The organism is Streptomyces sp. WG7 (assembly GCF_049975785.1).
In the GTDB taxonomy this organism is placed as follows: domain Bacteria; phylum Actinomycetota; class Actinomycetes; order Streptomycetales; family Streptomycetaceae; genus Streptomyces.
This window is the reverse complement of record NZ_JBNGGE010000058.1, coordinates 1-23,988: the sequence shown is the minus strand read 5'-3', so window position 1 is coordinate 23,988 and position 23,988 is coordinate 1. Positions and strand designations below refer to the sequence as shown.

30 protein-coding genes are annotated in these 23,988 nt (G+C 70.4%); 8 read left to right on the top strand and 22 right to left on the bottom strand.

What is annotated here, in order from left to right:
* Position 1: 1 nt before the first annotated feature.
* From ACP4J0_RS34155 to ACP4J0_RS34080, 16 genes are all read right to left on the bottom strand, one after another.
* A complete protein-coding gene (locus tag ACP4J0_RS34155; RefSeq protein WP_426602682.1) occupies positions 2–286 on the bottom strand; it encodes a RapZ C-terminal domain-containing protein in 285 nt (94 codons plus the stop codon).
* An 89-nt stretch (positions 287–375) separates the two neighbouring features.
* Positions 376–567, bottom strand: a complete 192-nt coding sequence (locus ACP4J0_RS34150) for a hypothetical protein (protein WP_386778638.1) — start codon at positions 565–567, stop codon at positions 376–378.
* Positions 567–1,049: a hypothetical protein gene (locus ACP4J0_RS34145; RefSeq protein WP_426602680.1), complete on the bottom strand. Its 483-nt coding sequence runs from the start codon at positions 1,047–1,049 to the stop codon at positions 567–569. The genes ACP4J0_RS34150 and ACP4J0_RS34145 overlap by 1 nt, the downstream gene beginning before the upstream one ends.
* Entirely contained in the window at positions 1,046–1,255 is a 210-nt protein-coding gene (locus ACP4J0_RS34140) for a hypothetical protein (RefSeq protein ID WP_311579255.1), read from the bottom strand. Before ACP4J0_RS34140 ends, ACP4J0_RS34145 begins: the two co-directional genes overlap by 4 nt.
* Positions 1,256–1,274: 19 nt before the next feature.
* Complete coding sequence (locus ACP4J0_RS34135) at positions 1,275–1,430, bottom strand: hypothetical protein (protein WP_426602678.1); 156 nt, start codon at positions 1,428–1,430, stop codon at positions 1,275–1,277.
* Between the two features lie 146 nt (positions 1,431–1,576).
* The gene (locus ACP4J0_RS34130; RefSeq protein ID WP_426602676.1) at positions 1,577–2,017 is read right to left on the bottom strand and encodes a hypothetical protein; all 441 of its coding nucleotides are present in this window, start codon (positions 2,015–2,017) and stop codon (positions 1,577–1,579) included.
* Positions 2,014–2,691: a GGDEF domain-containing protein gene (locus tag ACP4J0_RS34125; protein ID WP_426602674.1), complete on the bottom strand. Its 678-nt coding sequence runs from the start codon at positions 2,689–2,691 to the stop codon at positions 2,014–2,016. Before ACP4J0_RS34125 ends, ACP4J0_RS34130 begins: the two co-directional genes overlap by 4 nt.
* Before the next feature lie 90 nt (positions 2,692–2,781).
* The gene (locus ACP4J0_RS34120) at positions 2,782–3,087 is read right to left on the bottom strand and encodes a hypothetical protein (protein WP_426602672.1); all 306 of its coding nucleotides are present in this window, start codon (positions 3,085–3,087) and stop codon (positions 2,782–2,784) included.
* 113 nt (positions 3,088–3,200) lie between these two features.
* Positions 3,201–3,506, bottom strand: a complete 306-nt coding sequence (locus ACP4J0_RS34115; RefSeq protein WP_217144795.1) for a hypothetical protein — start codon at positions 3,504–3,506, stop codon at positions 3,201–3,203.
* A gap of 14 nt (positions 3,507–3,520) precedes the next feature.
* On the bottom strand, positions 3,521–3,715 hold the full coding sequence (locus tag ACP4J0_RS34110) for a hypothetical protein (protein ID WP_333753101.1): 195 nt from the start codon (positions 3,713–3,715) through the stop codon (positions 3,521–3,523).
* Positions 3,712–4,212, bottom strand: coding sequence for a hypothetical protein (locus ACP4J0_RS34105; RefSeq protein WP_426602669.1), 501 nt, complete (start codon positions 4,210–4,212; stop codon positions 3,712–3,714). The genes ACP4J0_RS34110 and ACP4J0_RS34105 overlap by 4 nt, the downstream gene beginning before the upstream one ends.
* Positions 4,213–4,321: 109 nt before the next feature.
* Complete coding sequence (locus ACP4J0_RS34100; RefSeq protein ID WP_426602667.1) at positions 4,322–4,477, bottom strand: hypothetical protein; 156 nt, start codon at positions 4,475–4,477, stop codon at positions 4,322–4,324.
* A gap of 777 nt (positions 4,478–5,254) precedes the next feature.
* Complete coding sequence (locus tag ACP4J0_RS34095; protein ID WP_426602665.1) at positions 5,255–6,235, bottom strand: AAA family ATPase; 981 nt, start codon at positions 6,233–6,235, stop codon at positions 5,255–5,257.
* Positions 6,232–6,576 (bottom strand): hypothetical protein, encoded by a 345-nt coding sequence (locus ACP4J0_RS34090; RefSeq protein WP_426602663.1) that lies wholly within the window; start codon positions 6,574–6,576, stop codon positions 6,232–6,234. Before ACP4J0_RS34090 ends, ACP4J0_RS34095 begins: the two co-directional genes overlap by 4 nt.
* Complete coding sequence (locus tag ACP4J0_RS34085; RefSeq protein WP_426602661.1) at positions 6,573–7,085, bottom strand: hypothetical protein; 513 nt, start codon at positions 7,083–7,085, stop codon at positions 6,573–6,575. Before ACP4J0_RS34085 ends, ACP4J0_RS34090 begins: the two co-directional genes overlap by 4 nt.
* Positions 7,086–7,200: 115 nt before the next feature.
* Positions 7,201–7,671, bottom strand: a complete 471-nt coding sequence (locus ACP4J0_RS34080) for an RRQRL motif-containing zinc-binding protein (protein ID WP_426602659.1) — start codon at positions 7,669–7,671, stop codon at positions 7,201–7,203.
* A 709-nt stretch (positions 7,672–8,380) separates the two neighbouring features.
* Between ACP4J0_RS34080 and ACP4J0_RS34075 the strand changes: the two genes are divergently transcribed.
* Positions 8,381–8,653, top strand: coding sequence for a cold-shock protein (locus ACP4J0_RS34075; RefSeq protein WP_426602657.1), 273 nt, complete (start codon positions 8,381–8,383; stop codon positions 8,651–8,653).
* A gap of 422 nt (positions 8,654–9,075) precedes the next feature.
* Here ACP4J0_RS34075 and ACP4J0_RS34070 read toward each other — a convergent pair whose 3' ends face one another.
* The 6 genes from ACP4J0_RS34070 to ACP4J0_RS34045 form a co-directional block, all read right to left on the bottom strand.
* Positions 9,076–9,864 (bottom strand): hypothetical protein, encoded by a 789-nt coding sequence (locus ACP4J0_RS34070; protein ID WP_426602655.1) that lies wholly within the window; start codon positions 9,862–9,864, stop codon positions 9,076–9,078.
* A gap of 116 nt (positions 9,865–9,980) precedes the next feature.
* Positions 9,981–10,541, bottom strand: a complete 561-nt coding sequence (locus ACP4J0_RS34065; RefSeq protein ID WP_426602653.1) for a DUF6197 family protein — start codon at positions 10,539–10,541, stop codon at positions 9,981–9,983.
* 94 nt (positions 10,542–10,635) lie between these two features.
* Complete coding sequence (locus tag ACP4J0_RS34060) at positions 10,636–10,782, bottom strand: hypothetical protein (RefSeq protein WP_158101671.1); 147 nt, start codon at positions 10,780–10,782, stop codon at positions 10,636–10,638.
* 89 nt (positions 10,783–10,871) lie between these two features.
* Positions 10,872–11,060, bottom strand: a complete 189-nt coding sequence (locus tag ACP4J0_RS34055) for a hypothetical protein (protein ID WP_426602651.1) — start codon at positions 11,058–11,060, stop codon at positions 10,872–10,874.
* An 81-nt stretch (positions 11,061–11,141) separates the two neighbouring features.
* Entirely contained in the window at positions 11,142–12,434 is a 1,293-nt protein-coding gene (locus tag ACP4J0_RS34050; RefSeq protein WP_426602649.1) for a hypothetical protein, read from the bottom strand.
* A 17-nt stretch (positions 12,435–12,451) separates the two neighbouring features.
* The gene (locus ACP4J0_RS34045; RefSeq protein WP_426602647.1) at positions 12,452–13,423 is read right to left on the bottom strand and encodes a serine protease; all 972 of its coding nucleotides are present in this window, start codon (positions 13,421–13,423) and stop codon (positions 12,452–12,454) included.
* Positions 13,424–13,765: 342 nt separating this feature from the next.
* Here ACP4J0_RS34045 and ACP4J0_RS34040 point away from each other — a divergent pair, with 342 nt between their 5' ends.
* The 7 genes from ACP4J0_RS34040 to ACP4J0_RS34010 all read left to right on the top strand — a co-directional run bounded on the left by ACP4J0_RS34040 (position 13,766) and on the right by ACP4J0_RS34010 (position 23,919).
* A complete protein-coding gene (locus ACP4J0_RS34040) occupies positions 13,766–14,488 on the top strand; it encodes a TnsA-like heteromeric transposase endonuclease subunit (protein ID WP_426602645.1) in 723 nt (240 codons plus the stop codon).
* A gap of 93 nt (positions 14,489–14,581) precedes the next feature.
* Positions 14,582–16,645: a Mu transposase C-terminal domain-containing protein gene (locus tag ACP4J0_RS34035; protein ID WP_426602643.1), complete on the top strand. Its 2,064-nt coding sequence runs from the start codon at positions 14,582–14,584 to the stop codon at positions 16,643–16,645.
* On the top strand, positions 16,642–17,772 hold the full coding sequence (locus ACP4J0_RS34030; RefSeq protein ID WP_426602641.1) for an AAA family ATPase: 1,131 nt from the start codon (positions 16,642–16,644) through the stop codon (positions 17,770–17,772). Before ACP4J0_RS34035 ends, ACP4J0_RS34030 begins: the two co-directional genes overlap by 4 nt.
* A complete protein-coding gene (locus ACP4J0_RS34025; protein ID WP_426602639.1) occupies positions 17,769–19,637 on the top strand; it encodes a TniQ family protein in 1,869 nt (622 codons plus the stop codon). Before ACP4J0_RS34030 ends, ACP4J0_RS34025 begins: the two co-directional genes overlap by 4 nt.
* On the top strand, positions 19,604–20,077 hold the full coding sequence (locus tag ACP4J0_RS34020) for a hypothetical protein (RefSeq protein ID WP_426602637.1): 474 nt from the start codon (positions 19,604–19,606) through the stop codon (positions 20,075–20,077). The genes ACP4J0_RS34025 and ACP4J0_RS34020 overlap by 34 nt, the downstream gene beginning before the upstream one ends.
* Before the next feature lie 512 nt (positions 20,078–20,589).
* The gene (locus tag ACP4J0_RS34015) at positions 20,590–22,989 is read left to right on the top strand and encodes an NACHT domain-containing protein (RefSeq protein ID WP_426602635.1); all 2,400 of its coding nucleotides are present in this window, start codon (positions 20,590–20,592) and stop codon (positions 22,987–22,989) included.
* A 420-nt stretch (positions 22,990–23,409) separates the two neighbouring features.
* Positions 23,410–23,919, top strand: coding sequence for a DUF2690 domain-containing protein (locus ACP4J0_RS34010; protein WP_426602633.1), 510 nt, complete (start codon positions 23,410–23,412; stop codon positions 23,917–23,919).
* Positions 23,920–23,988 lie beyond the last annotated feature (69 nt).

Here is a 23,988-nt window from a genome sequence, read left to right as displayed (position 1 = left end):
GCTAGAGACCGCGCGCGCATCCGATGGCGATGCGGCGGGGGCCGGCGGGGAGGTCGGCGTAGTCGGCGAGGTTGGCGAGCAGCTCGCGGGCGCCGGGGGTGTTGAGGACGACGTCCTGGACGCGGGGGTTGAGGCCGTCGAGGTCGAGGATGTCGCGGGCGGCGGCCGGGTCGCGGAGCCGGTCGCGGACGTCCTCGATCCGGTCGGCGGGGGGCGGGACGGGGGTTCCGTCGGGGCCGGTGGGCAGGTGCAGGTAGCCGAAGGAGATCAGGCGGATCGGATGCAAGGGTGCCTCCTGCTCGAGGGGTGAAGGGCGGGGATGTGCGGAGCGCCGCGCCCGGCCGGGAAGGGCGGGGCGCGGCGCTCGGGGTGGTGCTACTGGGTGGTGGTGTCGGTGACCACGAGGAACTGGTCGCTGGACAGGTCCATCACGACCCGGGCGTCCGGCCTGCCCTGGGCGCGCTGGGCGGCGGCGTACTCTTCGGCCGGCCAGGAGCCGCGGGGGCTTCCGGCGGGGAATCGCTCGAGGACGGTCCGGGACGGGGTGCTGGTGTCGGAGGTGGTCATCAGGCGTCGCCGCCGTTCACGCGCTTGTGGATGTCGATGAGGGTGGCGATGGCGTCGGGGTTGTCCGCCAGGCCGACCCACTGCCCGTGCGCGGTGAAGACGGGCACGGCGTCGGTGTCGGCGTTGAAGATGACGCAGTAGTCGCCGTACCGGTCCATCACCATGTCCCGCAGGATCGGGACCAGCGCGGTGTCCAGGACCTCCAGGGCGTCGACGGTGAGCCGGGCGGGCTCGCCGGGCGACGGCGGCTGGACCAGGGTGCCGGTGACACGGACCAGGTCGCTGGGCTGTATGCCGGTCAGCAGCTCGTGGGTGATCCGGGCGTCCTCGCTGGTGCAGGACACGATCGTGTCGGGGGCGTCCTTGGCGACGGTGTCCGGGTCGTCGGGTCGGACGACCAGGTCGAAGGTGGCGGTGCCGCGCGGGCCGGGGGCGGGCGGCACGTCGACCCAGCCGTCGACGGTGCAGTGCTTGGTGGTCATGAGTGGGCCTCCGCCAGGGTCTCGGTGGGGCGAGGGGAGCGGGGTCGGGTGGTGCGCTGGGCGATGTCCAGCAGCTCGCGGTTGCGCCGCTTCTGGGCGTCGGTGAGCGGGCGGGCCGTCGCGCCGCCGTGGCGGTGCCAGAGCGGGGAGGCGGGCGGCTCGGGGTAGGCGAGGGCGTGGTCGACGTCGCGGTCGGTGCTGCTCATGGGGTCCTCCAGGTGGAGGTCAGGAGTGGTCGCCTTGGCCCTTGGACTTCGACTTTGAGGTGGGCTTCGGCGTGAGGTCGGAGGCGAACCGGCCGAGGCGGGCCTCAACGGGGTTGGCGGTGATCCAGTCCTCCGCGCATGCCTTGTGCACGTGCTCGCCGGCGTGGGAGCGCATGGGCGTGGGCTGGCCGCACAGCGTGCAGGGGAGGTCCTGCCAGCGGTCGAAGTGCTGGCTGTCGCGCCAGACGAGAAGGTGGCCGGGGGCCGGGATCAGTCCCGGCTCGAACGACGGCTTCTTCTCCTTCTTGCGTCCCTAGCGGGTCACGGCCGGAAGTTGGGCAGCTGCTGGAACACGCGCTCCAGCAGGTCCGGCGACGGCTTCCAGGGCACGACCTGCCCACGGGCGGGGACCGGCAGCGGCAGCTCCTGGACGTCGTCAAGGACCAGGTGCCAGGCGGCCGGGTGGGCCCACTGCGAGCAAAGCGGCGTTCCCTCGGGGTCCTGGTGGCAGTCGGTGATCCGGGCGACGCCGACGACCGCTCCCGTGACCAGCTGGCGGCCGCGGATGGTGCGGCCGATCAGCGGGGTGCGCAGGGCGGGCTGGTCGATGGTCTTGCTGGTGTGCAGCAGCACCCAGCCGGTCCGCCACCGGCCGGGACGGTTCTCGATGGTTTTGGCACCGGCGAGGATGCAGGCCGCGTAGGGCTGCCGGATGCTGATGCCGCGGATCCAGTCGCCCTCGGGCAGGGTCGCGAGGCTCATGCGGCTCGCCCCCACACGGCCGTGCCCGGACGGCCGGCCCGGCGTCCGTTGACGGACGGCACCGCGACGTGCGCGGCGTCGGCGACGACCGCGTGCCCGGAGTGCTTACCGTCGTACAGGGCGGCGTCGGCGGTCCGCTGCAACAGGCTCAGGTCGCGGGAGCCGACCGCGCACGGGGTCGTGGCACCGACCGAGGCGGCGACGTCGACGATGCGCCCGTCCTCGAGGACGACCGGCGTGTGCAGCATCCGGATCAGCTGCGCGAGGCGCTGCTCCAGGCGGGCGGTGGGCAGCTCCAGGACGACGGCGAACTCATCGCCTCCGAGCCTGCCCACGGCTGCGCGCGGGCCCGCCCACGCGGTGAGCCGGGCGGCGGTCGCGGCCAGGACGGCGTCGCCGGCGGCGTGACCCATGGTGTCGTTCACGGCCTTGAAGTGGTCCTGGTCGATGAGGACCACGGCCACGTTATCGCCGTGGCGTGCCAGGAGCCGGCGGGCGCGGGCGGTGTAGGCGTCGCGGCGCATCAGGCCGGTCAGCGGATCCTTGCGGGTCGCCGCGAGTCGGCGGTGCAGCGCGACGGCGTGCACGGTCCAGCCGGTCAGCGGCAGCGCGGCGGTGGTGATCAGGAGGGTGCGCGGGCCGATCCGGCCCTGAACGCGCAGGACGGAGTCCATACTGGGGGTCTCCCTCTCGTCTCGTACGGGTTGGGTGGGCCCGGGACGGGCGGTTGGTTTGGACGCCGTGTCGTCCGTCCCGGGGCGTAGCTACAGCTCGAAGTCGCTGCGGGTGGTCCAGCTGTAGGGGCTCTTCCAGGGGCCGGCCTTCGCGGCGAGCCAGTCGAGCTCCCAGCCGGGGCGCAGCCCGTGCGCGGTCCAGCTGTCCGGCTGCTGGCCAGCGGTCTCGAGTCCGGCCTGCTGCGCGGCGAGCGCGGCGTCGTACACCTCGTGGGCGCGTCGCAGGGCTGTACTGCGGGAGTCCGCCTCGCCGGCGAAGACGTGCAGACCGCGCAGGGCCGGGTTGCTGGTGTGGTGTATCGGGACGTCGACCTCATAGACCTCGCGGTGCGGCATGACGACCCATCTCCTCTCGCTCTCGTGGTTGAGGGGCCACTGCGACCGCCCCGGCCCCCGGCGGGTGCGGGGGTCCGGGGCGGCACAGAGTGCGCTCAACTCAGAGGCGGGGATCAGCTGGCCGTCGCGATGCCGTCGCGCAGGTGGGTGCGTGCCCAGGCCAGCAGCGACGCCTGGTCGCCGTCCGTGCTGGTCAGTGCGTCGGTGAGGTGACCGACGGCGCGGTCCAGTTCCTCGCTGGCCTCCCGCCAGGTGCCGATGCTGGACGCGGCGAGGACGTCGCGGACCTCTTCGACCAGGTCGATGAAGGCGTTCGGGGTGGTGCCGCGCGGCGCCTGGTCGCCGATGAGGGCGGCGAGGTCGGCGGCGAAGCAGTCACGGAGCGCGGCGAAGGTGTCGGTCCGGGTCTGGACGGCCATCGTGGGCCTCCTTGTCAGAAGTCGAGCTGGATCGTGATGGGGCGCCGGGGGTCTCCGGCGCTGGTGTGGACGGTGCGGCGGTGCGCGGCGAGGCCGGCGGCCCCGCCCTGGATGGGCAGCGGGCAGTCCGGGCAGCCGTGCCACCAGTCGTCTCCGGCCGGGAGGTCGGCCGGGGTGAGCGGGTGCGGGTGCGGCGGCTGGGCTCTCATTCCGTCTCCCTCGAGCCGGGGACGTAGTCGATGGCCGTGGCGACGTGGTGGATGTGCATGAGGCTTCCGGCGTCGTCGATCCGGTCCCGCAGCCTGTCCAGCTGCGCCCACGCCCGCCGCAGCTGCTGCGTGAGCCACTCGGTGTCGCCAGGGGCAGCGGCGACGAACTCCCCCAGCGGGAGGTGTTCGTCGCCGCTGGTGCCGAGGACGGCGACGGGCCGGCCGTCGCCGTCCTCGATGACGCCGGTGTCGCCGCCCCTGTGTCGCCAGCCGCCGGGAACGGCCTTCAGCCGGGCCTCGATGGCGGTCAGCCGGTCCGTGTCGGGGTGCTGGGCGGCCAGGTACGCGGTGGCCCGGGTGACTTCCTCGTCGGTGAACAGTTCGGCGAGGCGGGCGCTGTCGGCGTACCGGGCGCGGTGCAGGTACTCCTGGGCGAGCTGCCAGTCCTTCCGGTCCGGCTGCGCGCTGGTTTCACAGTGGGCCTCCTGGTTCGGCATGACGTCCATCCCCTCTCTGGTCCCGGTCCCGGGGTCTGTGCTGCTTGAGGGACCACCGCTACCGCCCCGGCCCCCGTCGAACGGGGGCCGGGGCGGCACGGAGCGTCCGTCAGGCGCGGTAGACGGGCGGGCGGACTCCAGCACGGAGTTCGCGGATGATCGAGCAGGGGCCCTTGGTGGCGCAGAACGCGTCGTCGGTATCCGGGAGGGCGTTGCCCGTGGTGCCCCACATGTCGCGGGCGACCGCGTTCACAGCGCGCAGCATCTCGCCGTTGTTGGGACGGCAGGCGCTGTGCTTGTCGCCGACGCCGTGCCGAGCGACGCTGATGATGTGCTGGCGGGCCTGCCGGGCAGCCCAGCGGCGGCTGCTGGGGCCGGTGTTCTCGTGGACGTGCCCGCAGTCGTGGAAGGAGTCGAGGTGGCAGGCGGTGCAGTGGTAGGTGATCAGCTGCTGCGGCTCGCTGTCGGGAAGCCACTTGCCTTCGAACTCGAAGACGATGACCTCCGCGCCGGGTCTCGGTGTGCGCGAAGGCGGTGACGAGGCCGACGCCGTCCGCGATGCCGCCGCGGGCCTTGACGTTCCAGAAGGTGCGGGGGAGGAAGTCGTCCCAGCCCTTGCCGTGGGGCCACTGGGCGTACAGGACGCCCTGCGAGGCGTCGAAGGTCGCCTTGCCGTCGGTGTTCTCGCGCTTGTACTGCTCGATCTGTTCGATCGACCCGAAGTAGGTGGCGGAGAACTCTTCGGACTCCAGGAAGATCAGCCCGTATCCCTCGGGGCGGGTGTCGTGGCCGTTGTCCTTCAGCATTTCGACCATGTCCTCGTAGCCGGGATTGCCGGGGACGATGGTGGCGACCAAGGGCAGCCGGTAGTAGTCACACCTCGTGACGTGGGCCGGGTGGTCCTCGCTGACGTGGTGCGCGGTGCCGTACGTGTTCGTGATCGTGATGCCCATGACGGGGTGCCCTTCCTGGGAAAGCGGCGGGCGCCGGGTGTGCCCGGCGCCCTGTGGGGTGTGGTTGTTCGGCGTGACGGCGGTACGCCTCACGCGCGGACCGCGTCCGCGTACTGCGCTTCGAGGTCGGCGCGGCCCTCGGGGTCGTCGTCCTGGAGGTCGTGGTCGTCGGCCTCCTGGTCCACGCCGTCGCCGTGGACGGTGCAGACGAGGTCCGGGTCGTTGTCCATGTCGCCGGTCAGCGCCCGGAACAGGCAGCTGACGCTGTAGGCCGGCGCCCATGCCTGCCCGTCGCACTCCGGGTCGAAGGGGCACGGCAGCAGGATGTCGAAGCCGAAGTCGCCCTCGCCGTCGACGTCCTCGCGCAGCGCGAGGGTGAGGTACTGCTGTCCGAGGCGGATCTCCGCGATACGGTCCCGGCCGGTCACCAGGTCCGAGCCCGGCCGCCACCGCCACAGCGGCAGGATCTCCGGGCCGAAGAAGCGGCGGGCCAGCCACAGGTCGCCCAGGCCCTCGCTGCCGTCACGCCCGAGGTCGGCCTCCCTCACCTGCGAGAGCCGCTCCAGGAACGGCTCCAGCCGGTACAGGGCGTCGGCGAAGACCACCGTGTTGAAGCCTTCGGCCGCGAGCCGCTGATGGGACGCGACCATGGCCTGGTGCTGGGCACGGACGACGTCCTCGGGCACACGCCGGTTGGCCGGGCGCGGGCCCTGGCGCTCCAGGCAGACCGGCAGCGGCGTGGCGACGATGACCGCGACGGTCGGCATGCCGTGCCGCTTGGCGGCCATCACCAGTTCCACCCGCACGCTCTGTTCGACGTTGGTCGCGTCGATGACCGTGTTGAGCTTGCGGGCCATCCGGCGTTCCAGGATCAGCTTGAGGACGTCGGCGGCATCGGCCGTGGCGTCCTGTCGGCTGGGGTCGTCGCTGACCGTGCCGCGCAGGTCGTCGAGGGAGAGGACTTGGGAGGCCGGCCAGGTGCGGGCCAGCGTCGACTTGCCCGAGCCGGAGGCACCGATCAGGACGATCAGCCCGTTCTCGGGCAGGTCCGTGTACAGCACCGAGGTCATGCGTCGTCTCCTTGCGGGTCGAGGGAGCGGGCAGCCCAGTTCAGGCGCTGCCCGGCGTTGTCGGTGATCAGGGCGGCGGCCTCGTGCAGGGGGCAGGAGGCGTCGCCGTCGCGGTCGGGCTCGAGCTGCTCCGCCCGCCGTGCGGCGGTGCTGACCAGCTGCGCGAGGGCGGGGAGGAGGCCGCCGGGGACGTCGATGTCCTCCTGGAGCTCGCGCAGGATCGCGGCGAGCTCGCGGGCGTCGACGTCGTCGGCGTTCAGGTCGTCCTCGATCTGCTGGAGGGCGAGCTGGGCGATGCCGAGCGAGGCGCGCACCCGGTCCAGCCGCGTGCGGCTGGTCATCGGGTGGTCGCCTTGGTGGTGGCGACCACGGCGGCGACGGTCTCCCAGCCGTGGTGCCAGGCGGAGTCGAGGTGGAAGGCGCCGTTCATGCCGAAGTCGGCGAGCTTGTAGAAGTTGCCCTTGCCGGTCTTGGTGGCGATCCGCTCCAGCAGGCCCTTGCCCGGGACGCGTCGGTCCGCGGCGTAGTGGGTCGTGAAGGAGATGGCGAGCGCGGCCGCGGCGGCGGCCGGGTGGACCCGGATGCCGAGCGCGCGGGCGCCGGCCCCGGCGACGATCGCCTGCGTGGCCGTGTAGGTCAGGCAGTGGTGCAGGCAGGCCATACGGCCGTCGGCCGTGCCGTGGGTCGTCTTCTCCTTCGTGGCCGGGTCCTCGTAGGTGACCGGGTGGTCGTCGGAGGCGCCCTTCACCCGGGCACAGAAGTCGTTCTGCACCCAGAAGTCACCGGCGGCGCTGGCGGCGCGGGTCAGTCCGAGCAGGGCGGCGAAGACGGCGGGACGGTGAGCATGCATGCTCGGGGTTCTCCTGATCTCGAAAGGTGAGGGAGCGGGCGGCCGGCCTTTTGCCGGTGCTGCGGCCACCCGGTGCGGTCCCGTCCCGGCCTGTGCGGCCGGGACGGGACCCGCGTTACGCGGCCAGCCGATGAGCGGCGGGCATCGCCGGCTCGAGGTAGCTGCTGGGATCCACGGGCGTGCCGTCGAAGCACTCGATGCAACAGCCGAGCTTCTTCGAGAGGCAGAAAAAGAACCGCCTCCCGCAGTCCCCGCAGGTCTGGCGAGCTGCCATGGCCCGGTCCAGAGCCCATTCCTGAGCGAGCGTCGGGACGCGCTTGGGCACGGCCAGGTCGACCCGGAGCAGGAAGCCACGGGTGGGGTGGGTGCACGACCACTGCGGCCGGTAGGCGCACCCCTTGCAGCGCAAGATCGCGGCCGGGCCTTTCGGGGTGTTGCCGCCCGGGCTGAGACCCATGGCGCTGAGCTGTCGCTTGGTGACCAACCCTTCGGGGACAGCGCCGCGGTCGTACTCGGGAAGACCCTGGGCTCCGCGCGGAATCCGCTCCTTCTTCTCGCGGCGGCGCTTCTTCCTGGGGCGTGGCATCAGCGGCCCCAGGCGCCGGGCAGCCGGTCGGGGCGCTGCGGGTAGCGGGGGCCGGGACGCTGCGGGCGGGGCCGACCGATCCGGCGGCGCGGGCGGGGGATGAGCACGAGTGATCTCCTCCAGTCGTCGGTGGGCAGCGCTGCGCCCCGTCGACGTGGTGCTGGTGTCGGCGGGGCGCGGCGGGTGGTGCGTTCGGCCAGGCGGCCTGTCCCGTCCTCGCCCGGCTCCTGGGGTGCGGGGCGGGCGAGGACCGGGCAGGGCGTCAGGTCTTCAGCGGGTGCGGAGCAGTCGGGCGGCCTTCTGCTTCAGCTGGTCGAAGAGGGTCGGGTGGGTGTGCCGCCAGGCGGTGCGGTCCACGCCGTCCTGCGTCGGGAAGCTGCAGGAGGCTCCGCAGGTGCACGTCCAGACGTAGGGCTCGGGGCGGGTGTCGTCGCGGGTGGCGGTGAGTGCCTGTTTCTGAACCCCGTATCAGCAGGTCAGAGCCCGTCAGTCCGAAATAGGACCTTTGGGAGAGCGTTCGGGCGACGGTCGCGGTGACCGTTGCCCGAACGGAAATCTCTGCGACTGGGGTGGCGCTGACGGTCGTCAGGACCTGTCCTCGAACGTCAGCGTTGCGTTGACACTGTCCATAGCGGGAATCAGAGTGGACCTGGCGGCCGCGCAGCCCAGCTCACTGCCCGGACGAACCGATCGGACGAGGAGCCAGGGCATGGCAGAGGGAACGGTCACGTCGTTCAATTCTGAGGAGGGGTACGGGTGGATCATGCCCGACGGCTGGAACCCCCCGCCGTATCAGAGCTGGTGGAGCAGGCTGCGAGGCAAACCCGCCCCCATTCCGGAGGCCGTGCAGGAGGTCTTCGTCCACTACAGCGCGATACAGACGTACGGCTACAAGTCCCTGGACGCCGGGCAGAGGGTGTCCTTTGACATCGAGCAGGGTGCCAAAGGGCCGCAGGCTACCAAGGTAACTCCGCTGGGGTGACGCTTTGCTGAGTGCCTGTTTCTGGACCCCCAGAAGACGCAGGTTCGATAGCCTGGTAGCAGCGGCGCCTGGACCAAGTTAGTCGCGACCAACTTGAGATCGATCAAGGCCACGGCCACCCGGTGGTACTGACGACCGTCAGCGCCACCCCAGTCGCAGAATTCCCGTTCGGGCAACGGTCACCGCGACCGTTGCCCGAACGCTTTCCCAAAGGTCCTATTTCGGACTGACAGGCTCTGACCTGCTGATACGGGGTTCAGAAACAGGCACTGACCGTGGCCGGGCGGCCGTCGTGGCGGCCGTGGTAGGTGCCGACCCAGAACTCGGTCGTGTGCAGCTCCATGGGGTTCCGTTCGTGTTCGGGGCGCCGCGCTCTGGTTGGTCGCGGCGCTCGCAGCTGGTGGGTGGATGTGGCGTTGCGGTCAGCGCTGGAGCGGGTGGACGTTGTCGTCGTCGAAGTCGTCGCCCGCGGGGGCCGGGGCGGGGAGGGTGGCGTGGAGGTGGAGCTCGGGGTTGAACTGCGGCATGAACTGCGGCGGGTGGTTGTGGACGATGGGCCGCAGGGTCAGGCCGCGCAGCGCGAAGGCGCTGGCGAGCGCCCACATCAGGGCGGCGAGCCCGGTCGCGGCGGCGCGTCCTCCGGCCGGGGCGGCGGACCAGATCATGGCCAGGCTTGCCAGGCCCCACAGCGTCCAGGCAATGCGGGCGCCGGCGTTGCCGAAGAACCCGCCGATGAGCCCGAGCAGTCCGGCCAGTTGCCAGAACGCGTACAGGGCGGCGGGCGCGACGGACAGGTGCGCGGCCTGGTCGGCGAGGAACGCCCGGACCGGGTAGTCGACCGTGCCCCACAGCCCGCTGCCGTCACCGGCGTCGGTGGCCTGGACGCCGGAGAGGCCCTTGAGTGCGGCGGAGGCGATATCGCCGGCGGCGTCGACCATCATCACGATGAGGCTGAGGCCGCCGAACAGCGCCGCCGTTTTGATCCACACGGCGATCTCGTGCCATCCGGCGTTCCGGGCCTGGAACAGCTCCTCCCACCGCTGGTAGAGGAAGCCGCCCTCCTGCCAGGACTCCCGCCACGCGCCGCGCAGCCCGGCGAAGCGCTTCGGGCGGGGCCAGTCCTTCGCGTCGGGCGGCGGGGGCGTCTGGTTGAACAGGTCGAGGAAATTTGGGTTGTGCTGGCCGTTGACGGGCTTGTCGTCGGACTGCATGGCGGGGCGTCTCCCTCGCTCGGGCGGGTGTGGTGGGCGGTGGTGCGCAGGCCGGACGGCCTGGCCCGCACCCGACCGCGAAGGGTTCGGGTACGAGGCAGGTGGTCCGGAGCGGTTCAGAGGCCGCGGGCGTCGGCGAGGCCGGCGGCCTGGTCGACCATGCGGAGCGGGGTACGGGCCGATCCGTGGGCGTCGTTGAAGGACGGCACGGAGTCGACGTCGTCGCCGAACTTTCTGCGGATCGCGTCCAGGAGCACGGAGGCGGCGTCGGCTTCCAGGCCTCTGTCGCCGCGGGCCTCGGCTCGGATGGCTCCGAGCATGCAGCGGGCGCCGTCCTCGTCGACCAGGGCGCCGGAGCACCAGCCGCCGGTGAGCAGCCGGTGGTGGGCGCGCTGCAGGAGGGCGGCGACCGGGGTCGGGTAGGAGGCCGGCGGCGGCTGGAGTGTCGGGGTCAGCGGGACGGTGACGACGTCGGCCAGGTCCACAGGGTCGGTGGGGATGTGTGCGGTGTTGACCTCGTAGGCGACGGCCGCTTCGTCCAGGCGCGCGGTCATCTCCGCTTTCACGAGGGTGAGGCGCTCCTCGAGGGTCAGCTCCACCGGCTGCGCGGCGGCCGGGACGGACTGGGTGGTCGGGGCGGGGTGGTCTATGGCGGGGGAGAGCGCGGTCTGGGACATCGGGGCTCCAGGCAGGGGACGCCGAAGGGCGCCGCCGGGGGTCGTTCTCCGGCGGCGCCCTTCGGCGTCGTGCAGCGGGGGAGGGGAGCGGGCGCTAGTCGTCGGGGGTGTAGTTCAGCGCGCCGCAGTTCCAGCAGTCCCATTCGTCGGGGACTTCGACCAGGTCGCAGCAGTCGCACCCCACGCCGTGCACCACGCAGTCTTCGCCGCAGCGCCAGCAGGTGTAGTGCAGGTGTGCCATGCCCTTGTCCTTCCCCGGGTCTGTGAGGGGCCCGACAAGAGCATGCGTCAGATACCGGCGTTCTACTGCTGCGTTGGCGAAACTGGTGATCAGAGGCTGGCGAGCAGCCCGGCGATCGAGGCGATGCCGCTGTTGATGGCCGGGGCGAGGCCGGTGGCGGCGAGGGTGAAGCCGAACAGGGTGCAGGCCACGGCGGAGCCGACGCGGACGTATCCGCCCTTGACCAGGACGGCGACGATGATGCCCAGCAGCACGGCGGCGGAGATGGAAAGGGCCACGGCGGGTGGGTCCTCCTTCGGGAATCGGTGGGGCCGGCCGCGCTCGGGCGGGCCGGCCCCTGAGGGATGGATGGGGTGTTATCAGGCGTCGGTGAGGCTCTTGATGGCCTCCAGCGCCTGGCGGGGAGAGGCGACCTGCTCGGAGCGGCGGCCGCCGCTCTTGGAGCCGCGACCGCTTCCGCCCTTGCCGCCGCCTCCGCCGCCGCGCCGGCGGGAGCGGCCTTCGCCCTCGTCGTCCTCGTCGGGCTCGGGCCAGAACTCGCCGGGCCTCACGGGCTCGTTCCAGTCGAACCACAGGCCGCGCTTGTCCAGCTCGCTGATCTCGTAGTCGGTGAGCCGGTTGACCTCGTCGGGGAACAGCTCGGCAAGGTCGGTGTCGAAGTCGGCGTACAGCGACCGCATGAGCACGGCGCGGCCGTTGTCGAGGACGATGACCGCGACACCGCCGGTGGAGACGCCGTTCTCCGGGTCGGCCTCGCCCTTGATGGCCCGCTCGATCGCGGAGCCTTCGCTGCGGGAGTAGCGGGCCGGGATGGTCGGCACGTCGTACGGGTTCTCCATGGTGCCCTCCGCCGCCTTGCGAGTGGCGCCGGGCGAACCCATGTTGAAGATGATCGGGCGGCTGTTCTGCCGCAGGTTGTCCTTCATCTCGGTGGAGAACCCGTTGTGCGCGAACGGCGACTGGCCCGCCGGGTAGAACCCCACGCCGTACTTCAGCCCGGTGACGGTGAGGTCCTCGCCGTCCTTCTGGATGAACTCGCCGAAGTCCGCGTCCTGGGCGGCGGTCATGAACTCGTCGCCGTACACGTTGAGCTGCCGGTAGGGGCAGCGCGAGTCGCCCGGCTTGTAGTCGTGCGGCTGGCCGTCGTGCGGCCAGGGCATCTCCGCCCGGATCTCGCACAGTGCCTTCGCCGCCCGCAGCGAGCGGGCCATCCACAGGGCGTTCGAGCCCTGCCGGTCGATGTACTTGCCGAGGACGGTGGTCTTTTCGTCCTTGCGGACGGTGGACAACCACACCACCTGGCCGTCCAGGGACTGGGCGGCCATGTTGATCGCGAAGAACTGTGTCTTGCCGCTGCGGGAGACGCCCAGGATGAGGCCGTGGGCTGCGGCGTTCTTGTCGTGCTGGTACACCATCGTCTTCACCGGCTGGCCGGTGATGGTGAACCCGCACACGTACATGCCCTTGGCGTCGGGGGTGAGCAGCTCGCGGGTGGCGGGGAAGATCGCGGACAGTGGCGGGGTGTCGAACGCGCTGATCAGGAACTCCGAGCCGTCGATGAGGACGAACACGCAGGAGTCGTCCTCGGGCAGGTCCAGCGCACGGCAGACCTTGGGCAGGTCGATGCGCGGCGACTCGGTGGAGTCGCTCATCTTCGCCCGGTAGAAGGTCACCCCGCGCTCGTGGTCGCGGGTCTTGTGGACCAGCTCGGAGCCGGGGGCGCCGCCCTTGGGGCCGGCGACCCGATTTCGCCGAGCCCCGGTTCCAGGACATCGGTCAGGGCGCGGGCGAGGACGGAGGTCGCCCGAGTGCCTGGGACGGGACGCAATTCGGAGGCGCTGACACTTTCGTCCCTCAACCGGGACAGCACCCCGGCCCGTATCAGGGAGGACTTCCCGCATCCGGAGGGCCCCACCACCAGCACCACCGGCCTCTGCTGAAGGGCCGCCATCACCCGGGTGGTGTCGGCGTCACGGCCGTGGAAGAACTCGGACTGTTCCTCGGTGAAGGGCTCCAGTCCCTGAAACGGGCAACGCGCCGGCATGGTGTGCTCGTCGATCAGATCGGCCGACGGCAGCAGATAGGCGGTGCTCTCCCCTCGGTGCGCGGCGATGGTCATTCCGACGACCCCGCCCCGGGCGTCGTCCCACACCGGGGACCCGCTGAACCCTTCCGTGACGCGGGGCCCGGGCAGGTGCGCCTCCATCTGCAGGAGCCCTGCGGCCATGCCGGCGCGCAAGGTACCCAGCACCCAGACTCCGTGATCCGCACCATTCGGGTATCCAAACACCCGGAATGGATGCTTCCAGACCGCGGTGCCGTCGACGAGCCCCGCCGGCCTCGCGCCCTCGACGGGCCGGTCGAGCCGCAGCAGGGCGACATCGGCTCCCCCGTGGCGCCAGGAGACCACGCTCGCCCGCGCGGAGGGACGGGCGGAAAGGAGCGGGAAGTCGAGGTTCACTGACCCGCCGGGCGCCTCGTTCACGGGCGCCGGGAGGTCGAAGGCCTCTTCGACGACGTGTGCGCAGGTGCACACCAGGTCCGCGGCGACCAGGAATCCGGCACCGGCCACGTCTCCGTCGACCGAGCGTATCCGCACCTGCGAGGTCCCCAGAACGTCGCTCCGCCACTCCGCGGCCATGTCCCTGCTTCCTTTCGCCCCGCACAACGCACCCACGATCCACCGCCACCTTGGGAAAGACAACTCGCCGCGCTGGTACTGCTGTTGATGCCTGAAGGCGCGGCCGAGACGTGCCGGGGTCGTCGGTGTCGGTGCGAGCGCGCCGCAGGGTTCGGCAGGCCCACGGGGAACTGGTCACGACGTGAATAGCACTTGTGACGCGGACTTGAGATTCCCAGCCCGGAATGATCACCGTTTCGGGTGATCGAAAGTGCGTGTGATCGTTCGTACCCCAGTGCCCGTGCAACTGTCCTGCGATCAAGGACGGTTACACGAGCGCTGGGGTGGACGGTGGATGTAGAGGTGTGTGTCCGGCTTGCCGGGGATGAGGCGTCCGAGGGCCTCGCCTGGGAGTCGGTGCCGTTGGAGATGCTGTACGCGGCTGAGCCGTGGCGGACGTTCCGCTGGTACATGGGGCAGAAGCACTACTCGGGTTCGTACTGGTCGAGTACCCAGTCGGATCACGTGATCTACGAGTCGCGACTGGAGCTGGCACGGCTGCTCTACGCGGACTTCGACCGGGATGTGACCGCGATCGTGGCCCAGCCCTTTCTGCTGCGGGCCGAGGTGGACGGCGTGCTGCGCCGGCACATCCCGGACTACCTGATGGCGACCACGGCTGGCCCGCTGGTCGTTGACGTCAAGCCGCGCCACCGGGCGGCCAAGCCGGAGCACGCGTTCACCTTCGCCTGGACCCGCGAGGCGGTCGAGTCCCGCGGCTGGCGCTACGAGGTGTGGAGTGAACCGCCGGACGCCGAGTTGGCCAACGTCCGGTTCCTCGCGGGTTACCGCCGCGACTGGCTGTTCGAGCCGGACCTGACCGAGGAGATATCCGACCTGGCGGTGGGGAAGAGGCACCGCCTGAGCGGCTGTTCGACCCGGTCATCCTCGACGAAGTACGCGACTGGGTTGCGGACGGGGATTCGCTGGGAGAGGCGTTCGACTGCCTGCCCGGTCGTCCGGCTCCGCTGGTGCGGGCCGGGGTCCTGCGCCTGCTCTGGAAGCAGCAGTGGTCGGTCGACCTGAGCGTGCCGCTGAGCGCCGGCAGCGTGCTGAGGACGGCGTCGTGAGTCGGGCCGCGGTGCGGGTCGCTTCTCCTACGACGGCGAGGTCGTCGAGGTGGTGGAGTTCGCCGGCACGCAGGCGGGCGGCGAGGTGGTCCTCAAGGACGGCCGGGGCCGGCTGCTGCGGCTGGCCGTCAAGGAATTGCTGCTGTCGGAGCGCGCTCGCATCATCCCGGACGGACCGGGGCCGGGCTCCGACGATCCGCAGGAGACGGCGGCGGTGGTGCTGGACCGGCTGGACGCCGACAAGCGTGAGCGAGTGCTGGAGCGAGCCGCGCATGTCAGGGAGGTGCTCACCGGGTTCCGCAGCGGCAGCAAGGAGTTGCCGATGGAAGGGGAGCGTCGTGCTGCCTACGCGGCGGGGGAGCCGATGGAGAGTCGGTACGCGGCGAAGGCGGCCGAGCTCGAGGTCGCGACGCGCACGGTCAAGCGGTGGGTCGCAGCCTTCCGCCAGGACGGCGAGGCAGGACTGGTGCCGGCCCGCAGCGGGCCACGTTCGGGGCACCGGAACGCTGAGCCGTGGTCGGAGGCGGCGCTGGAGGTGATGGTCGAGCACACGGGCCAGTCCAAGCCGTCGCGCAAGATGGTGATCGAGCGGACCCGGACCCGGCTGCTGGCCAGGGGATTCGACGAGGAGGACCTGCCCAGCCGGGCGACGTCCTACCGCCTCCTGGAGGATCTGGAGCGGCGTCATCCGACGTTCCGGCTGAGCACGAAGCGGAACCGGGACATCGCCGCCCGGCCCGGCGGGGTCTACGGGAAGCTGCGGTCGACCCGGCCGGGCGAGTACCTGCTGATGGACACCAACCGGCTGGACGTCTTCGCCCTGGACCCGGTCACTCTGCAGTGGCTGCAGGCGGAGCTGACCGTCGCGATGGACTGGTACACGCGCTGCGTCTTGGGGATCAGGATCACGCCGGTGTCGACGAAGGCCGTCGACGCCAGCGTCGCCCTCTACCAGGCATTCCGCCCCCGCCCCGCGGGGGAGGGCTGGCCGGCGCACGCCGTCTGGCCTGAGCACGGCATTCCGCGCTCGGTACTGATCGATGTCACGGCGTTGGAGGGACCGATGCGTTCGGCGGCGTCGCCGGCGCTGGTGCCGGAGACGGTGCTGGTCGATCACGGCAAGGTGTTCGTCTCGGAGCATCTGACCAGCGTCTGCTGCCGGTTGGGGATCTCGGTGCAGCCGGCCCGGCTGCGGACGGGCCGGGACAAGGGCCCGCTGGAAAGGTTCTTCCGGACCCTGCGCGAGGATCTGCTGCAGGCCCTGCCCGGCTACAAGGGCCCCGATCTGCACTCGCGCGGCGAGCGTCCGGAGGGAGAGGCGTTCTTCTTCCTCCACGAGCTGGAGGCGATCATCCGTGAGTGGGTGGCCTGCGTCTATCACCACCGGCCGCACACCAGCCTGGTCGATCCGGGGGTGCCGGGGCTGCGGATGTCGCCAGCGGCGATGTTCGAGCACGGGCTGAACAGGGCGGGCTACATCGAGGTCCCGCGCGATCCGGACCTGGCGTTTGAGTTCCTGCGGGTTCAGCGGCGCAAGATCCAGCACTACGGCATCGACCTGGACGCCCGTCGCTACAACGGCGCCGCCCTGGACCCCTACCGCGGTCTGCTCAGCGACGAGCGGGACGGCAAGTGGCCCGTCGCGGTGAACCCGGATGACATCAACATGGTCTACTTCCGCGATCCCGCCGACCGCCGGTGGCATGCGCTGGCCTGGGAACACGCACCGGGCCGGGACATGCCGGTGAGCGAGGAGGCTCTGCAGTTCGCCCGCCGCCTGGCCGCGTCCCGCGACCGGTTCCCGGACGACAGGGCCGCGGTCCGTGACCTGTTCGAACGCTGGAACCTCGGTCTGGGCACCACGCTGGTCGAGCGCCGCATGGCACTGCGGCTCGCCCGGGAACAGGCGGCCCTGGACCTTCCCGAGCCCGAGGACAGCGTCGCCACGCTGCCAAGCGTGAGACGCCTCATGGACTTGCCGGATGAGGCAGAACCGCAACTCGCGTCCGAGGCCGCACAGGAGATGGGCGACGACGACGCGGCTGACGAGGCCGAATTCGTCGAGCTCGAAGACGACAGCGACTTCTACACCGACGCCCTGGAGGACGCGTGAACAGCGAGGCCACCTGGACGCCGGGAGACTCCCACCGCCTTGACGCGCTGACGCTCTCGCGCAAGGAGGGCTGGGCGGCGTTCGCGGAAGCCGCACCGCGCGTCCAGCCCGAACTGCTGCCGCACAGCGAGTACACGGCGCTGGGCGAGCGCGCGAAGATGGAGTACGACCGCACCCGGCGGATCTGGCACGCGAACCTCGGACCGCTGCGGACCCCGCAGCTGGCCGAGTTGCACGAGGACTTGTGGGACATCCTCGACAGCAACGTCCAGGACGGCGACCAGGCCAAGGGCGCCGTCGCGGTGGACGCCTTCCCCGGACTAGGCAAGACGACCGCGGTCCTGGCCTTCGCCCGGGACTTCCACCGTCGGGAGATCGCCGAGGGCGGCGCGTTCACCGCCGGCGGGCACGAACGGCTCCCCGTCTGCCGGGTGGGCCTGACCGGCAACACCGGAATGAAGGACTTCAACCGGGCGATGCTGGAGTTCTTCGGCCACCCCGGCCGCACCACCGGCACCACCGCGCAGTTCGCCCAGCGAGCCCTGGACTGCGTGCTCTCCTGCGATGTGAAGCTGCTGATCGTGGACGACCTGCACTTCCTGCGCTGGCGGGCGGCCGACGGCGTCGAAGTGAGCAACCACTTCAAGTACATCGCGAACGAGTTCCCGGTCACCTTGCTGTTCGTCGGGGTCGGCCTGGCCAAGGGCGGACTGTTCTCCGAGGGCGAGTCCTACGACAACGCCGTCCTGGCCCAGACGGGCCGGCGCACGACTCGCCTGGACATGGGCTCCTTCGAACTGGCCACCGACCAGGGCCGCAGCCAGTGGCGCCGGCTGCTGCTGGCCCTGGAAAAGCGCCTGGTCCTGCACGGCACCTACCGGGGCATGCTCGCCGACGACCTGTCCGAGTACCTGTTCATCCGCTCCAGCGGCCACATCGACTCGCTGATGACCCTCATCAACCGCGGCTGCCAGCGAGCCATCCGCACCGGCACCGAGCGCCTCGACGAGGAACTGCTGAGCCGCGTCAAGATCGACCAGGCGGCCCACCTGGCCCAGGACGACGTACGCAATCTCCTGAAGGGACAACGCTCCCGACGGACCCGCCAGAAGGCGGCTCTCCGGTGACGCACGCGCGGACCCTGCCGATCCGCCTCGCCCCGCGGCCGGGCGAGGCACTCGATTCCTGGTGGGAGGCGATCGCCCACCGGCTGGGGACCACCACTGGCGACGTCCTGGCCTCGATGGGCCTGCTGCCCCGCGGATCCTCCCGGCCGGTGGACTCGGGGATCCTGAGACGCCTGGTCACCCTCCTCGACGCGGACCAGGCGGCAGCCATCTCATGGTCAGCCGGCCCCACCCCGGCGCAAGCGCACGCCATGACCCTGGCCCGCTACGACCAACGGGCCCACGTCATCGACGCACAGCGGCGCCGGGTGGAGGCGAGGCATCTCTGGGGGCGGGCCCGCGGGTCTCCCTACTGCCCGGCCTGCCTGGCCGCAAGCGGCGGCAGATGGCGGCTGAACTGGAGACTCGGCTGGTCCTTCGCCTGCCTCGATCACCGCCTGCTGCTGGTGGATGCCTGCCCGCGCTGCAGCCGCATGCCCCGCCACTTCCCGACGACCACCCGGCACCCACTCCCTTTGGGCCGCTGCCACAACCCGTCAGAGCACGACGCCCCGCCGGCGCGATGCGGCCAGCCGTTCGAGGAGGTTTCCGCCCTCACGCTCACCGCGCAGGGGCCCGTGATTGCGGCCCAGAAACTCATCGAGAAGGCGATCTCCTCGGGGCAGGCCGACTTCGGCGTCTACCAGGACCATCCCCAGCGCAGCATCGCGTTGTTCGGAGACCTCCGGGCGCTGGCCTGCATCCTGCTTCGCCGTGTCCCCGACCGGCTGGCGGACTTTGTCCCACCGGAGATCCTGGCACTGCACCAGCAGCCTCTGCCCGAGAAGCGGCGGTCCTTCGACCCTGTCGAGGAGTCCCGTCCGGGACGTCTTGCCCCGCGGCGGGCCGCGACCGCCGCCCTCGCCGTCACCGCGGCCCTGCACATCCTCCAGCAGCGCGACGTCCACGCGGCCGGAGCCGCCCTTCGCTGCCTGATCAGCGACGCCGACGGCAGCGTTCCGCTCAAGGTCGGGCTTCAATGGGCCCACACCAGCCCGGTCTTCGACGCGATCCATCTCGCCACGCTCGCACCGCGTCTGGGAGGCCCTGATCAGCTGCGATACCGCACCGCGGGCCGACTGCCACGCAAGCCCGGCCGCTCGGCGGCAGCGCGAATCGCCGAGCGGGCCCGCAAGATTCCGACGCAGCTCTGGCCTGCCTGGTCAGCCCGGCTCAGCCCTCTCGACGGGGCCCTCTCACGCACCATCCGCCCGGCCCTGTCGTGCTACCTCCTGCTGGTCGGAGGCACAGGAGACTTCACCACGACGGCCCGCCTCCTGCATGCGCCGGTGGAGGACCGGCTGGGGTCTCACATGACGTTCCGGCTCACGAAGCGGGGCCACTTCCACGGCATCAGCCTCGGCCTGCTCGCGCTGGCGGACTACCTTGACCAGGAAGGATCACCGATCGACTACACCCGCCGCCGCATGGTCGACTACCGCAACCTGCTGCCGCTGGACACCTGGACGCAGCTCTGCCGGGACATCGACTTCGAAGCCGGCGGAGTACGGCGCCACCAGTTCGCCCGAGCGCTGCTGTTCGAACGGCTCAGCGGACTCCCCGCAACCCTCGCCCCGGCCGCCTACGCGCCCAGCACCACGGAACTGCGGACCATGCTGCGGACCTTCGAAACAGATCTCACCCCGGCGTTGATGAGCCAACTCGAAGGCACGCAACCGAGTTCCTCGCCCGGCAGGGAATCCGCGACGAACCTCTGTCCTGGCAGCCCCCGACAGACATCGTCCGTGATCTCGCGTTGTCCGGCTGCGACCTGGAGGACATCGACCCCGGCATGCTGCACCGGCTCATCAGGGACGAATGCCTGACAACAGCACAGGCCGCCCGCCACCTCGGCGTCAGCCATGACGCCGTCCGCTTCGTCCTGCAGGAACAGCCAGCCCCTCCCGCAGAGGCGAAGAGCGCGAAGTGGGAGAGGGGAGCCACGGTTCGACGGGCTCGCGCCGCGCTCCCCAGGGACAAATTCGCACGCCTCTACCTCGATGAATACCGCTCGCTGAAGTGGATCGCGGAGCACGCCGGCGTGAACGTCGACGCCGTCAAGGTCCTGGTCTGCGAATACGGCATGAAGCGCGACGGCAAAGCGACCCGCTGGCGCCAGATCGATCTCGACTGGCTCCGCGACCAACGCGCCGCTGGACGCACCTGCCGCGAACTCGCAGAGGAGACCGGCCTCTCACTCGGAATGATCAGCTACCTGGGCCGGCGGCACGACCTGCCCGGCCGCAGGCCTGCCCCGAAGGGTTGACCTGCCGCGTCATGCAGAGGGCTCATCGGGGGTCAGCTCGGCCACGGACGACCCCCACGAGCTGAGTCGTGTCATGGCCTCGCTCCGTGGCTCTTCCGAGCACTCGGGAATCTGTCCTTGGAGACGATGGCCATCGCCGTGATGGCGGCCAATATGTAGCGCACAAAGAGGAGGCCCGACTGCCGACGACCCGAAAGGTGAGGAGACGGATTCCCCCAATGACCCGGGCGGGGATGTCTCAGCGGTCCTACCCAGCGGTTGACGGTTGTTACCCGGCAGGCCCACGCGCATTCGTGGCTTGCTTCTGCGCCCCGCGCGCAGTACTGGCAGGAAGACCTGACCCTGCTCGCAGGCACGCTTCTCCCAGGGAAGGTTCACTTCCGGCTGATTCCCGAGCAACACCTTCCGACTCGCGTACGTCGGGCCCAAACTCGTAGCTGATCACAAACTTGGCGGTGGCCCTTAGCGGCCATGGTGAGGGGAGCCTCGAGGTGCCGACATCACGTACGGGTGTGATCGTTCTTGGGCTGTTCCTGGCAGGAGTCTGTGGGGCGCTGGCGATGGCCTTCGTGACCGGGTCGGGAGTGGCGTCGGCAGCCGCGGGTCTTCTTCCGACGCTTGCCGGTACCTATCTGGCCTGGGCGGCATTCCGGGCCGACCGCGTCGAAGCCGCCACAAGTAGAGGACTGGAACAGATCGCCGACGAGCTGGCTGTCGCCGTCCGCCGTCAGTGGGAAACCGAGACACGCGTGCGGCGGCTCAACGATCCCTACCCGTTGCCGGTGTCCTGGGAGCCGGCGCCCGGGGAATTGGTGGAGGAGTGGCGGCACATCACGTCGGCCGCCGCTGCATGGCGCAGCGGGCTGCACGGCGACCCAGGCGCCTGGGCATCGGACCCCAGTGCACTTGCGGGCACCGACGGCGCCATCGACAACGTACTGGAAAGCGTCCCTACCGGCCGGTTGGTCGTGCTCGGCGCCCCAGGCTCCGGCAAGACCGTCCTGCTAGTTCGCCTCGTTCTGTCGTTGCTGGAGCAGAGACCGCTCGGAGGTGCTGTACCGGTCCTCTTTTCCCTCTCCACATGGAATCCGTCCGAGCAGGACTTGGAGAGCTGGATGTGTGAGCAACTCCTCCAGGACTACACAGCACTGCGAGCGCCGGTCCACGGCTCCCTGGAACGTATGAACTGGGGACAGGCACTGATCATGCACCGTCTGCTGCTTCCCGTCCTGGACGGGCTCGACGAGATCCCAGCAGCCGTACGCCCGGCTGCGCTCAGCCAGATCAACGCCGCTCTGTCACCGGGTGGGAAAATCGTCCTGTCCAGTAGGGAACACGAGTTCCGGGAGGCGCTGGCCCCCACCACGTCCGTCCCATCGAAGTTGTCCGGGGCAGCGGGGGTGGCACTTCAGCCGGTACACCACGAGGTGACGGCCGAGTACCTGTTGCGTGATTCAGGCGGTGCGGGAACGGCTGCGGCCGCGCGCTGGGCACCCGTGATAAGCCACCTCAGCAGTGGCGACACCGCCCTTGCCCAGGCTCTCAGCACGCCGCTGATGCTCTTCATGGCCCGCACCCTCTACAACCCCCGGCCCGGTGAACAGACCGGCTCCCTCCCGAACCCTACCGAACTGTGCGACGCGACGTGCTTCCCCACGGTGAGCAGCATCCAGCAGTATCTTTTCGACGCCTTTGTCCCGGCGGCCTACCGGCCCCACCCGGATAGCCGGAAGCGTCCCCGCTGGCAGGCCGCGGACGCTCAACGCTGGCTGGCCTTCCTCAGCACCCATCTGGAATCGCGGCTGCAGGGAACCACCGACTTCGCGTGGTGGCACCTCCGGCACTCCGCCCCGAGGCCCCTCGTCGGTCTTCTGATGGGGGTCACGAGTGGCCTGGTCGGTGGGCTTGTCGCCGGCTTCGGGGCGGACATCGGCATCGGCTTCGGTGCTGGTCTGGGAAGTGGCATTCTCCTGGGATTCGCGGTCGCGCTGCCGGTCCGACGGGTCAGCGGGTCTGGCCAGGGCGCCATGAGTGGACTCGCCGGTGGCCTGGCTGGAGGTCTCATAGGCGGCTTCTTGTCAGGGCTGGCGAGCTTGCTGGACATCGGGTTCGCCGTTGGACCGGCAGGAGGCATCGCGGCCGGACTGGGCGTGGGGCTGGCTGTCGGGCCCGCCAGCGGCCCGAGAGGCGGCCTGGTCGGTGGAACCGTCGGCGGCGCCACAGCTGGCCTCATGTCCGGTATCGGCTCTGGACTTCCGTCCGGGATTATCAACGGCGTGGGCATCGGCCTGGCGGCCGGGCTCACGGCCTGGCTCGCGGGACGGAGCGAGCCGGCACAGAGGTTGCACTGGTCGCCTGTCGGCGCGGCTGGCGGTCTCGCGGTGGGGTGCGCGCTCGCTCTGGCGGCCGGACTCGTCGCGGGGCTCGCCGCCGGGGTCATGGTCGGCCTCGTCACCGGAGCCGTCGGTACTGTCATCGCCGGGCTCACTGGAGTTCCTACGGACCTGACCGCGGCGGGAGACCCCAAGGCGGTCTTGCGTCGAGACGTCCGCACCTTCGCATTGATTTTCCTTGCCATGGCGCTCGCCATCGGGACGGTCGTCGATCTGGTGACGGGCCTGGCCGTCACCACCGAACTGCAGCTCGCCACCGATCCGACCGTGCTGCTCACTGCCGGCCTTGCTCCCGGTGCCGCCATGGGCGTCATCTCGGGACTCGCCATCGCCTTCACCCAGGCAGCCGGCGGGACGTTCCGCCTCGCGCATTACTGGCTGGCTCTGCGTGGACGGCTGCCGTGGCGGCTCATGCACTTCCTGGCCGACGCTCATGAACACCGAGGAGTTCTGCGCCGGGTCGGGGCGGTCTACCAGTTCCGCCACGCGGAACTGCAGCGTCGGATGGCCGACGGGTAACCCACATTTACTCGCTCAGCAGCCGATGCGAACAGAGGGGAGAGTCAGGCCGACCGGTGAGCGGGAGGCCCAGCGCGATGCCGCGCAGCACCGACCTGTCCTTCGCTCCTCTGCTCCGCCGGCCACTCCTCGCTGCAGGACTCGTGCCCCGAAACATCCGCCCGACATGGGCAAGAACTCTGCCTTGCCTCACGGGTGGGCGACGGGCCGACTTTCCACGCTCAAGGCTGGTCGGGGATCCCCCCGACCAGCCGTATGGCTCGGCATGAAGATCACGACCAGCTTGCAGGCCCGCCGACAACCCGACACCCCCGGCTGTCACCCCTTGGCCAAGTCAACCCCACGCCACAGGCCACTCTTTGTGGTGATCACCACCCCGCCTTGGTCTACACGGCAGATGCCCTGGCTATCACCTACCGCGTGAACTTGAACGCAACGCGCTGTGCTTCACCACAGCGCACGAAAGGGGTCTCCTTGGCTACCCACCGGATTCCGCGTTTCCTGGCAGGCACCCTCGCTGTCCTGGCGCTGGGCGTGGCCGTTCCCGCCGAGGCTTCCGTACAGGCCGCGGCAGCGCCCGCCTGCAAGGGGGCGTCCTGCAACGGCAAGAACCCCAACGCGACGGGCTGCGCCAAGGACGCCGTCACCCCCGCAGGTGCGGTAGCCCGGTCCGCTGGCGGCGGGCCAGCCGTTCAGATGCGGTACTCGAAGAAGTGCAACGCCGTGTGGGCGCGCTTCGAATCCGCTGCGAACTCCAACTGGAGGGGCAAGCTGGAAGTCAGGAACGGCAACCCGTACGTGTTCAACGCGTCTCCGAACTACGCGGCCTACACCACGATGGTGAACGCCAGCCTCGCCACCCGCCCCTGCGTGGAGCACTACGACGGTGTTGGCGGCAGTTGGGCGTGCACGAAGAAGTGGTACTACTGATCTTTTCGTAAGTTCGGTGGGTGTGGTGGGTGGATGGTCAGGCCGGTATGGGCGAGGAATGACCATGGC